Consider the following 11,378-nt stretch of genomic DNA (forward strand, 5'->3'; position numbering starts at 1 on the left):
CATTTTTAGTCATTGCGATGTTCCTTTTGTTAATTGTTGATCGGCCAAGATCAATTAACAGGTTACATCGCAATGCTTTATCCTCATACACCAGAAACGACTATAGCTCATCTTCAATGAGCTTGGGTAGATAAAAATAATAGAATGAATAAGGTGTCGTATGGATAGAATTATTACATGGATTAAACAAGATCTTATGAGGCTTAAGGCGCTTGAATGTGCTGCCAGTCTCAACTTGCCAGATGGTTACATCGCCGCGGGTTTTGTGCGTAATCTAGTGTGGGATCATCTGCATAAGAAATCAATTTCAACACCCCTTAATGATATTGATGTCATTTATTTTGATGATGCGGCATTAAATTCAGACAATGATAAAGTCATGGAAGCTGAGCTGGTGAGGCTAATGCCAGAAGTCAATTGGCAAGTTCGCAATCAAGCATTAATACATATCAGAAACGGTGATAGGCCCTATTTAAATATACGGGATGCTATGCGTTTCTGGCCTGAAAAAGAAACGGCTGTGGCCATTCGCCAATTAGAAAGTGATACTTATGAATGTATTGCTGCTTTTGGTTTTGAATCACTTTTTCAACTATTAGTGACGCATAATCCTAACCGTTCACGGGACATCTTTGATGAGCGGGTAAGCTCAAAACGCTGGCTTACACATTGGCCTCAGTTAACCGTTTATTGTCCATCATCTTCTTAATAAGCATTCATTCTAGCGATTCTAGTCATTTAAGCGAGATGGGGGGCAATAGTGTTCAAATATAACGCCATTGCCCAAAAAGATAAGTTAGCCTTTAATGGTGTAATCTCCTTTGGTGGATAAGGTGACCGTGATGGGGTCATTGGTCTGGTTTTTCCAATACCAGCCATGAGATCCCGCAAAAGGGGTTGTCAGTGAGCCTTTCATTTGAGTAGAGGTGGTGATAGAAAAACTCTCAAAATAGCCCGTTTTATCGCCTTTAGGCTCACCATGAAAATCGAAATAGAGTGGCTCACCGTCTGTGCGCCATTCATATGTTAAGTGAGTGAATTTATCCATAAGTAACTTATACTCGAGTCCTTTTTTGGCTGGAATGACAATATCAATGATGTCACTTCTGACGCTGAGTGTGCTTCTAGCTTGGATAATGTCGGTTAGCGTTTCAATTGTTGGAACTGTTTGAATGGTTTGTTCAAGTGTTGACGATGTGACCTTATTTTTAGTTGGGGTTTGAGTCGGGGCCATTGTTGAGGTTGAAGCTTCAGCGATGTCTGTGAGGCCTAAATATTGCCCTAAGCCTGTGGGATCGATATGGTACTCACTGGGCAGAATGATTAAAACGAGTAAAATACTAGCGATAAGTGTCGCCGCGATACTGGCCTTTATTAAGCTGGCAGTAGAATGAACGGGAAGGATATTCATGCTGTCTTTTTTATGCGTTTCATTTGTTTTCATGGTGTGTCCTAATACTGTTTTTTATATTTATCTTGTTATTGTTGCGGTAAGCTTATTTGTTCTATTAATCTCTTTGTGGCGTTAGCCTACGAGGTAACCGGTTAACTGAAAGCCGATGAGCATTAACCCTGCACTCATCAATAAAGTATTGGTGGCCGTTGAAAATTGCAGGTAGCTTTTATGGCGTCGCCAAATATTCATCAAAATAAGAATGATCCCTAAAACCAAGAACTGACCTATTTCTACTCCCACATTAAAGGCCAATATATTAGGAATAAGGCCTTGTTCTGGCAAATTAAAAGCCTGGATTTTTGTGGCTAATCCAAATCCATGAAACAAGCCAAAAATCATCACTGCAACTTGGGTATTGGGTTGAAACCCAAAAATTTGTCTAAAGCCACCTAGATTATCAAAGCCTTTATAAACAATAGAGAAACCGATAATGGCATCGATAAGATAAGGGTTCATTTGGATATTACTGAGAACGCCAAACAGTAACGTTAAACTATGACCTAAGGTAAATAAGCTGACATAGAGTAGGACATCTTTGCTTCGGTAGAGAAAAAAGATCACTCCGACTAAAAAAAGCAAGTGATCATAGCCCGTCACCATGTGTTTAGCGCCGATATAAATAAAAGGAATAATAGCAACGCCTTCATTTAAGATTAAAAATTGCTGAGTTCCCTTATCGACGCCATGGGCGAAAAGAGAAAAGGAAGTGAATACGCCTAAAAAAATGATCATTAATTTAAGAATATTAGCCACAGATTGGCTCATTAGATTGACTCCAATTGTTGTCTTTCTGGTATAAAACGATACATTGAGGGTGATATCAGCATGAAACAGAGGCTCAGCAGAACACTCAATGATTATAGATTGAATTTTATGGATTACTTACCGTTATTATGACGATATAGGTGTTTCATGAAAGATTATAATAACAGCAATTCATCTAGTGAAAGCCGTGCGGAGGGGGTAAAGGGGGGGTGTAAAGGCAGTTCTGGTAAGTGATAACATCATCAAAGAGGGTGTCTGAGTGAAAAAACGGGCTGACAAAGACGGACTCTATTGATGGGTGTACAGGAGTATGAGCATGGTTGGTATGCTCATGTTCAGCAGCGTCAGACCACTCTGATGGATTATCTGATTGAACCAAAGAAATGGAATGACCTGTGTGGAGACTTGTTTGTGCATACTGCTGATGAGGAACAGGCTTTAATGGGTTAACATCTGGTTGTTTTTGCTCATGATAATCATGGCTATGATGGTGATCAATATCAGTACCCATAGGGTGTAAGCCATTAGGGTATTGGACAGAGAAAGCCTGAGTTAGCGTCAACAATTGACACACCAATATCACCAGTAAAATAGTGCGAGTGAATTTTACATTGTGGTTAGGCAATGGTAATAGCCTAAGCGGTGAATGCTGAGTGTTCAGTGAGTCAGATCCCGATGAATTTTATGAGAGGGATTAAACCAGATATTAATAGCACTTGGAAGTAATTTGTTATCATTTTTAATTATTAATGTTTATTGTTATGGATGTGATTTAAAAATTCGACTGAGTATTGCTCTATGGCTGTATCGTATAAACCAGTATCAATGTTCTTTTAAAGCATACCTTTTAAGGATCCCTACTGTCGGATGGGGGATAGAATGACAAATAGGGTTGCCACTCTTGTTTTTAGGCTGCTCACAACATACGTTGCAGAACGTCATGTTCTTTTCCATCGAGTATTCTGTGTTTAAATACACCCGCTAGATGGGCGATTAATAGTAGAATGAATGACCAAGCAAAAAAACTGTGGATAGAATGAAATATATTGCTCCAATATTCACTTTTAGGTGTGATATCTGGAACGGTAAATAGGCCAAACATCTTTATACCTTGGCTATATTCATAGGTGGAGTTCATCAAGTAACCTGATAGCGTCATGCTTATCATGGCAAGGTATAATAAAATATGCACTAGCTGAGCCAGTGTATGTTCCCATTGCTTTAAATGAGGAGCGGGTTTGGGATGAACTCCTTTGATACGGACAGGTAGACGAAATAAGATCAATAGTAATAAAATCATGCCAAAAGCTTGATGCAAAGGGTATAAATCATATTTGTTACTTGCATCAGGAGCGATATCGGCCATATAAAAACCTAATATTAACAAAGATACAATAATGAGCGCGCTAGCCCAATGTAGCATACGTAATACGAAAGAATATTTATTTAGTGGAGTGGGGGAGTTCATATTAACATCTCTATGAAGTGTACGTTTTAACGTTTGAGGGATAGGTGTTTAACATCAATTTATTGATGTTAAACACACGACTGAGGTATTTTTATATTAACCCTTCAGCCTGCATGGCTTGATGAACACTGGCTCGCTCGGCTATACGACCAAAGAATACAGCAAGGTTGTGCCATTGATTTAAATCTATCCCAGTTGGTATTGCCCAGCTTAGAAGCACGAATAAGTAAGCGTCGGCAATGGAGAAGTTATCGCCAATAACGTAAGAACGTGTATTTAGCATATGATTAATAAAGCCCAATTTAGCTTCAATTACTGCAACGGCTTGTTGTTTTTCACTGTCTGAGCTGGGGGAAAATAAAGGCCCAAATGCTTTATGTAGATCGGAGGTAAGCATATTAAGCACTTCTTGTAGGCGGGCTCTTGCTAAGGTGGCATTTTGTGGCGCTAAACCTGCTTGAGGGTGCTGATCGGCAATATATTGCAGTATTGCAACCGACTCTGTGAGTACTTCACCTGGTTCTATTTGAAGTGCCGGTACACATCCTTGGGTGCTAATTTGGTAAAAGTCATTGCCATGTTCAGTCACTTTGGTATGAAAGTCAACTTTAACTAATTCAACTTCGATACCGAGTTCACATAAGATAATATGGGGAGCAAGTGAGCAAGCTCCTGGGCTATAGTATAACTTCATTGTGACTTCCTTATTTTAATTTAGTGATAACGTCATTTATTTGAATGAACAGACGTTGTCAAAGGCTAAGAGTAATTTACGCTTTCTTGAGTTGTGAATAAATAATCTAAAAAGTACAATAGTTGTGCAAATATGCACAACTAAAAGGAGGCTTACATGATGCAGGTGAATTGGGATGATTTTAGGATTGCTTTGCAAGTAGCTCAATCAGGTACGCTGACGAGAGCAGGAAGTGTACTCAATATGAATCATACTACGGTATTACGGCGATTGAATCAGCTTGAAGCGGCGCTCAGCATTAAACTCTTCATCCGTCATCAAAGAGGATATCAATTGACTGATGCTGGAAAAATGATGTTGACACAACTACCTGAGATCGGAAGTCAGTTTAATCGATTGATTGATGACTTAAGTAGTGTAGATCAAAATCATCATGGTCATTTGAGGATCACAACGTTAAATGGTTATGCTCCTTTACTGAATCAAGCTTTGGAAGGATTTCGTGGCGCTTATCCCAAAACATGTATTCAAATGATTGTGACAGAAAAAACGATCCCGATCGAATCGGGTGTTACTCATATTGCGATAAGAGTTGGACCACAACCTATCGGTCCGGATATTATTGTTAAAAAACTCATGAATTTGAATGTTGATTATTATGCATCAAATGATTACATTGAAAAATATGGTTTGCCTCGCGATCCGTTGGAATATAATCAACATTTTTGGGCTATGCCTAGTGGAATAAAGCAAAGTATTACTTTCGTTAAAGATGTTTTACAGCATTTGAAAAATGAACAAATCATTTACCAGAGTAATTTGTTTACGGACTTACATTCGGTGGTTGTTAAAGGAATAGCCATAGGCTCTATGACTGAGTACGAAGCGAAGCAGCATAAAAACTTACAAGCACTTGAACTTGACTTTAAGCAAGAGGAAGAAGTGCTCTGGTTCGTTTATCATAAAGATCTTAAACATAATCCAAAAATAAATGCTTTTTATCAATATTTATTAGAGTCTTTAAGCTAACGATTATCCCCAAGTATTCAATTAAGTTGACTATGAGTAATGGCAAGTGCTTAAGGTCTTATGGCGTTTCATTCAAATATGACACTTTATTGTTATGCGGTTTTAAGTCATACCAATCATATTGAAATAGGATTGGTGCCTAAATTCATATAATAAGGGCAATCGATTTTAACGTCGATAAAGTGCCATGGTTAATGATCAATAAACATTCCTAACTAGTAAGCTTATTAACCTCTAATAATATTCTCTCTTTGGGGTTATAGCGTCCACGGCTGATGATATCATTGGGATCTAAAACGGATTTCAGCTGATCGACGACTCGCCAAAAAGGCGTCGTACCATCGAGTAGCCAATGTTGTTGATCAATATTGAGTCGATAGGGGACAAAACCGAGTTTTAGTCCTTCATTAACGAGTTCTTTTAAACAGTCATGTGCATCAGAAACTGCCTTGGGATTGGATAAATCAAACACGATAGGGATAGTGCTGTCGATACAATCGTAGCGTAAATTGGTGAAGGTGATAAAAGGCTCTATATTGTGTTTAGGGCATATTTCACGAATAAAATTGACATACTTCCTCATTGCCACCGTATTCATTGGGACAAGCGGGGCATACCATAATAGGCCACAGCCATCTTTTCCGGGCGATAAGGGCGCGTCATTGGAAAGTGAATGAGCTACCATGGTGTTTTTATTGCGCCAATATGCGAGTTTTAGTGCCACTGGGTTTGGTCGCCCAAGCATGATTTCTTTGCCTTTATTAAACGAGTGGATTTGCGCTTTAGCGATGGATAAAGCGCTTGAAAGGTTGATGACGAAATGGGGCAGTTTGTTGAGAAGCTTATCACCTAGCTTAATCAGTAAACTATCCGAAAACAGCATCTTGCAGGGTGTCTGCTTAAATATTTGTATAATTTCTTTTTTAGCGGTATTCACTATGGCTTCTGTGCCATACAGGCTACCGACAAGGGTCCATGCGGGCGTATCCATTTTTTCGGTTGCGGCGACAATATTCTCATCTGATAGGGTGATGTGGGCATCAGGACCATTGGGATTGTCAGCAAACATGGAAATTACACGGCGTTTATCCATTAGATTAATGGAGCCTACAATGCCTTCATAATCCCTTAATGTTTGGTGAATGAGTGGTACCACGGCCTCAAGTTGATCGTCACTTTTGACTTGAATGAAAAAGGCAATAAACCCCTTACGACGATAGGCTAGTCTGAGGGTCATTTCGGTTACAATACCGAAATTTGATTGGGTAAATAATCCATCCATATAAGGACCGATGCCCCATTTGAATGTTTTATCAACCAGATCGGTACCAGATTGGTCTAACTCATTAACGGCTGAGCGATAACTTGTTCCGTTCCCCCATATTCCTTTTAAAGCCGTGACGGCACTAAAATGCTCTTGGTTTGGGGTGATCCCATACCCCCGCTCTAATGCATTACTCATAATGGCACAATCAGGGCCTGCTCCCGTAACGGGCACCATGAATTCGTCTCCTGCAGCAATCAAAAACTGGCTCAGTTGTGCTTGTGTGACGCCGGGCTCAATTGTGACTAATCCAAGCGATTTATTGAGTTTGATATGGCTAAGCGTTGACAGATCTAAGATAACCGCATGAGGTATAATGGCTGCGGGTTGACTGGTGTTATATCCCCAATTTCGACCACTGCAAATAGGGTATAACACAAAACTTGAGTTGTTTTTAAGCGAGAGTGTATTGGCTAAGCTAACAATATCATCAATGATTTGAGTATTGTTTGGCTGAATGACGGCGAATAAGTGCCGTTTTTTATTGGCGAGTTTATCAAATCCCTCAGTACCTCTGAGATAGGGAGCTAACTCCTTTTTAGTCGATAATACCTGTGCTGAACTTCCGACTGTCTCAATTAAGCATTTTAATAGTGGATCCATACTATTACCCTAAGATTACTGTAGAACTCATTCTAAAATGAAACTCATTAACATATCGTGATAAATATCAATATATATCTAAACTATCTGAAGATAATCAATTTAGATGATTTAGCAATAAACAAATTAAGGTCATTAACCTGAACGCCTAAAGTGAGTTGGCAATGACTTTGAGGACTGACGAACCCTCAGTTGTTTTTCAAATCGATCTAGGTTAACTTGTTGATTTAAATTTAAATCTAAATATTAGAGTATGAGCGAACTGTTCACTACAAACTCATTGAGCTAAATCAGCATGAAAGTTTCAATTGTTTTATACCCATAACTTCAACGTTGTTCCACTTCTATTGAGGATATTGTCCTTAATATATCTTGCCGAGTTCAGGTTAAATTAGCCTATTTGGGTCGTTGTTTTTCTTCCCTTAAGTTATAAGATTAAAGATTGTGCCTTCATTTTCTTATTGAACGTGTACTCAATAGACTTTGAAGGATGAGCTTCTTTAAATCAGCAGTGAAAAAGAAGCGAGGATGATTATTGATACAAGCACCAAGGAGGAAGGCATGGGGGAAGTATTATTTACGACACTGATACAGATGGGACTGATGAAACTTATGTGGATCACACTGTTACTGTTATTACTGTGGCTGCCGTCGGTGGTTTACAGTGTGCGCTTAGGCGAGCAAAAAGGCACTCCTGTTTTAGGTTTGCTTAAAGGGGTTATTTTTGGCCCATTAGGTGTGATCTTACTGGTACGGCAGCCGAGTAAAAAGAAAGTTTAATTAATGTCAGTGTCCGAGCGCTATTGAGTGTATTCGTTGTCAGCGCTTTCATTCTTGTTGTGTTCTTATCTTCATTTTTCCCACTGTTTATCTTCCCAGTTATCTTTTTAGTTTTGATCCTGCCTATTTTATTAATGGTGATACGAGTTGTTATTATGTGAACTCACCCAAGGTTTTATCATGGGTTTTATGTCATTAATAATGTGTATTTAAGTCGTTTTTGTTTAAGTGACTTTTTATTAAAGGGGATGGCTATTGTATCACCCTAAGGGATCCAGTCGTAGATGATTTTGCTGTATTAGAGCGCGTGAGACGATTTGGATCGGCGGAGTCATGTATTGGTTTATGGAAGAAACCTTGTAGAACATTCGATTGGGAGATCATGTAATATGTACGGTATGTTATTAGTCACGCATATTTTATTTGCGACTATCTGGACGGGAGGACATATTGTATTGTCTTTGGTTATTTTACCCGACGTACTGCGAAAACGTTCACCTGAGACACTACTCTCTTTTGAATCGGCTTATGAAAAAGTGGCTATGCCGGCGCTGATTATCCAAGTCGTAACGGGGCTGATGCTTGCCTATCAGTTAGTGCCGGATGTGTTTTTGTGGTTTGATGTGTCAAACCCGTTATCCAGAGGTATTTTAGCCAAGTTGACGTTATTGGCATTAACCCTTGCTTTTGCGCTTGATGCGAGGTTGCGTGTTATTCCTAAATTGTCAGAAGATAACTTAATTGACATGGCGCTGCACATTATTCCTGTGACGATTTTCTCGATTTTATTTGTGGTGGTCGGGGTTTCTTTTCGCACTGGTTGGTTATTTTTATGGAGCATCAATTCCAATCTTTAACGTATTCGTAATGCTTGGAGCATCGTTTTAGGATATTGAGTTTGATTGTTTTGAGGATGGGCAGTGAGTGCTTGGCTACGAGCCCTTGAAAAATGAGTGTCGCTGATGATATATCGATGGGGGATAGGGGTTAATGGGTTCGCATGAGTCTCATTGCGATTATTTCCACTACCAGTATTGCCACTATCACCATATTCATTATCTCCGTTGTCATTTTGCTGAGCAGTACTTTTACGAGTCAGTCTATTATTCTCGTCGATCGTACTTATCACATAGGGTCCTATTTTAAATTGGGTAATGCCGTGTGCATTGGTACTCAGGTTAAATTCAGCAGCGTTTGCTTGTCCTGCTAATGTCGTTAAATCAAAGATGTGGCGTTTTATTTGTTGTAAATGCGTTTGTGTGAGCTTAATGGTCTCCATTTGATCGATATGGATAAGGCTATTGGTTATCTCCATCGCTTTAATGACGGCTTCGTCAGAGAATAGCTTATTGATGAGCCATTCTATTTCAATGTGTTCTTGCTTTATGTTTTTGTGTGCTAATTGATTAAAAGCAACTTCCTGATTAATATCGTCAATAAAATAGGCTGATAAAGCGTTATTTTGAGTCATACCTATCATAAAACCTAACCTCTATGAATTTTTAAGTTGCTATTGTGAGTTAAATATTAACTATATGTAAGGCGTTAGTCTTCCATAAAATGCTTTTGTTGTCACTTTTGTAATAAATATTGACTAAAACGTTTTTCTGTCACGATAGAGTGACCGATGCTGGTGGGGGATATGGATATACCGCAGCCATTTTCAATAGATTTGGGTATATACTTAAATAAAGGTAGAAAGCTCTTATTTTGAGATGTTGATATTCAAGCTTAAAGAGTGACATGGAGAGATAACAGGGAGAGGTGATATGTCGAAAAAAAAGAAGTGGGCGCTAACTCGTGATACGTTAAAGTCTCAGCCGTTACCTGAATGGCTACAAGAAAGGATAGACTCAGGTGAATTAAGCTTATTAGATGAAGAGGCAAGGCAAGCGTTATTAGAACAAACCTTATCTTCTTATTTGAAAGATCAACCTTTATGGATTTTCGCTTATGGTTCATTAATGTGGAATCCAACCTTTCATTTTGATCAAGTTGAGCCTTGTACTTTAGATGGATTTCATCGGAAATTTTGTATTCGCGATGTGATAGCGCGAGGTACCAGTGCGGTTCCAGCATTAATGCTTGGGATTGAAGAAGGAGGAAAATGTGAAGGCTTAGGCTACCAAATCCCTGTCGGCGAGGTGAAAAATGAACTTGAATTACTCTGGAATAGAGAAATGCTCACAGGGGTCTATGTTCCCACGTGGGTAGAGATTATAACTTCATCCAAAGAGGTGCTCCCCGCGTTAACGTTTACGATGAACAAATCTCATGATAATTATTTACCGGGCTTATCACGGGCCCAAGTGAGCCACTCTTTAGGCATCGCATCGGGTCCTTTGGGTCAAAATAGCGATTACTTATTCCAACTTGTCGATCGTTTAAGTGAACTGGGGATTCATGATGTTGCGATGAGCGAATTGAAGCAAGCTTTGGGGAAATAGCAGTGGTTTCTCATTAGGCTCATGTTAATGCTTCAGAGGCTCACGCTCAATAAAGGGTATTCACGAGATCCAATATTCCTTTATTGAGGGGAGATGAGATCTTATCCTTGATCTTCGTTCTAGGTTAGGTTGAATGAGCTGATTAAGTTGAGATTCTACTCTCCTTTTAGTTTAGATTTTGAGCTGATACGATGACGTCTTTTTGGCCTTTTTTCTGCAAGATTACTAAAAGAGCTAGGTAAAACCTCTACACCGACCCACTTACCTAATTTTACAATTAAGGGGATAGTGAGTGGGGCAAAAGGCAACACGGCAAACACGCCTAAGCCTAAGCTTTTCAACAAATCGGCAAATTGCTTATTCGCTTTGGCTAACTCTTCATGAGAGGCTTGTTTTTGAGTGTATCGCTTATAAGTGATCAGCATGTCTTTTGTTTCTTGTTTTTCTTGAGACAAGGCTTCTTTAATTAACAGCATATCACGCTTCAAACGCATCCAAGCTCGGCGTCGCCCAATTCGAAATACACGAACTGGGGCTTTATGTACATGAGCATAAATTTTCATCGTTAGATTGTCTCATAGCCGTGACATTAAGGCTATTAAAAATAAGCTAATTTAGGTTAAAGAGTCTTTAAAAATATTCCCTAAAATGGGCGATAGGTGATAAATATTTTATTATCTAGAAACGGGTGAACTTTGGCGGTGAGCGTCCGGCGAACTACGCCTTGCTTAGTTTAACGTGCCAGGGTAAGAGACTATTGAGGTCGCAGTTGGGAGAGGATAATTGTTCCAAACAGTGTGCGATATAATCGA

The 11,378-nt window shown here is 39.2% G+C and carries 13 protein-coding genes; 5 read left to right on the top strand and 8 right to left on the bottom strand.

Going from position 1 to position 11,378, the window contains the following annotated elements; genetic code table 11:
- Nucleotides 1-160: 160 nt before the first annotated feature.
- Nucleotides 161-709, top strand: coding sequence for a nucleotidyltransferase family protein (locus L2764_RS23355; protein WP_248942728.1), 549 nt, complete (start codon nucleotides 161-163; stop codon nucleotides 707-709).
- An 87-nt stretch (nucleotides 710-796) separates the two neighbouring features.
- Here L2764_RS23355 and L2764_RS23360 read toward each other — a convergent pair whose 3' ends face one another.
- The 5 genes from L2764_RS23360 to gstA form a co-directional block, all read right to left on the bottom strand.
- A complete protein-coding gene (locus tag L2764_RS23360; RefSeq protein ID WP_248942730.1) occupies nucleotides 797-1,444 on the bottom strand; it encodes a hypothetical protein in 648 nt (215 codons plus the stop codon).
- Nucleotides 1,445-1,525: 81 nt separating this feature from the next.
- Entirely contained in the window at nucleotides 1,526-2,221 is a 696-nt protein-coding gene (locus tag L2764_RS23365) for a HupE/UreJ family protein (RefSeq protein WP_248942732.1), read from the bottom strand.
- Between the two features lie 175 nt (nucleotides 2,222-2,396).
- The gene (locus tag L2764_RS23370; protein ID WP_248942733.1) at nucleotides 2,397-2,846 is read right to left on the bottom strand and encodes a hypothetical protein; all 450 of its coding nucleotides are present in this window, start codon (nucleotides 2,844-2,846) and stop codon (nucleotides 2,397-2,399) included.
- 291 nt (nucleotides 2,847-3,137) lie between these two features.
- Nucleotides 3,138-3,689 carry a cytochrome b gene (locus tag L2764_RS23375; RefSeq protein WP_248942735.1) on the bottom strand — a complete coding sequence of 184 codons (552 nt, stop codon included), beginning with the start codon at nucleotides 3,687-3,689 and terminating at the stop codon, nucleotides 3,138-3,140.
- Nucleotides 3,690-3,780: 91 nt separating this feature from the next.
- Nucleotides 3,781-4,383, bottom strand: a complete 603-nt coding sequence (gene gstA, locus L2764_RS23380; RefSeq protein ID WP_248942736.1) for a glutathione transferase GstA — start codon at nucleotides 4,381-4,383, stop codon at nucleotides 3,781-3,783.
- A gap of 156 nt (nucleotides 4,384-4,539) precedes the next feature.
- Here gstA and L2764_RS23385 point away from each other — a divergent pair, with 156 nt between their 5' ends.
- Nucleotides 4,540-5,412, top strand: a complete 873-nt coding sequence (locus L2764_RS23385; RefSeq protein ID WP_248942737.1) for a LysR family transcriptional regulator — start codon at nucleotides 4,540-4,542, stop codon at nucleotides 5,410-5,412.
- A gap of 211 nt (nucleotides 5,413-5,623) precedes the next feature.
- On the opposite strand, the gene L2764_RS23390 is transcribed toward L2764_RS23385, so the two are convergent.
- Nucleotides 5,624-7,339 (bottom strand): FAD-binding protein, encoded by a 1,716-nt coding sequence (locus L2764_RS23390; RefSeq protein ID WP_248942739.1) that lies wholly within the window; start codon nucleotides 7,337-7,339, stop codon nucleotides 5,624-5,626.
- A gap of 528 nt (nucleotides 7,340-7,867) precedes the next feature.
- Between L2764_RS23390 and L2764_RS23395 the strand changes: the two genes are divergently transcribed.
- Both L2764_RS23395 and L2764_RS23400 read left to right on the top strand, forming a co-directional pair.
- Entirely contained in the window at nucleotides 7,868-8,119 is a 252-nt protein-coding gene (locus L2764_RS23395; RefSeq protein ID WP_248942741.1) for a hypothetical protein, read from the top strand.
- Nucleotides 8,120-8,508: 389 nt separating this feature from the next.
- The gene (locus tag L2764_RS23400; RefSeq protein ID WP_248942743.1) at nucleotides 8,509-8,976 is read left to right on the top strand and encodes a CopD family protein; all 468 of its coding nucleotides are present in this window, start codon (nucleotides 8,509-8,511) and stop codon (nucleotides 8,974-8,976) included.
- Here the strand turns inward: L2764_RS23400 and L2764_RS23405 are convergent.
- The gene (locus L2764_RS23405) at nucleotides 8,973-9,599 is read right to left on the bottom strand and encodes a hypothetical protein (RefSeq protein WP_248942744.1); all 627 of its coding nucleotides are present in this window, start codon (nucleotides 9,597-9,599) and stop codon (nucleotides 8,973-8,975) included. The genes L2764_RS23400 and L2764_RS23405 overlap by 4 nt on opposite strands.
- Nucleotides 9,600-9,888: 289 nt before the next feature.
- Here L2764_RS23405 and L2764_RS23410 point away from each other — a divergent pair, with 289 nt between their 5' ends.
- A complete protein-coding gene (locus L2764_RS23410) occupies nucleotides 9,889-10,566 on the top strand; it encodes a gamma-glutamylcyclotransferase (protein ID WP_248942748.1) in 678 nt (225 codons plus the stop codon).
- Between the two features lie 155 nt (nucleotides 10,567-10,721).
- Here the strand turns inward: L2764_RS23410 and L2764_RS23415 are convergent, their stop codons facing one another.
- Nucleotides 10,722-11,129 (bottom strand): LETM1/MDM38 family protein, encoded by a 408-nt coding sequence (locus L2764_RS23415; protein ID WP_248942750.1) that lies wholly within the window; start codon nucleotides 11,127-11,129, stop codon nucleotides 10,722-10,724.
- Nucleotides 11,130-11,378 lie beyond the last annotated feature (249 nt).

Source organism: Shewanella surugensis (assembly GCF_023284005.1).
In the GTDB taxonomy this organism is placed as follows: Bacteria; Pseudomonadota; Gammaproteobacteria; order Enterobacterales; family Shewanellaceae; genus Shewanella; species Shewanella surugensis.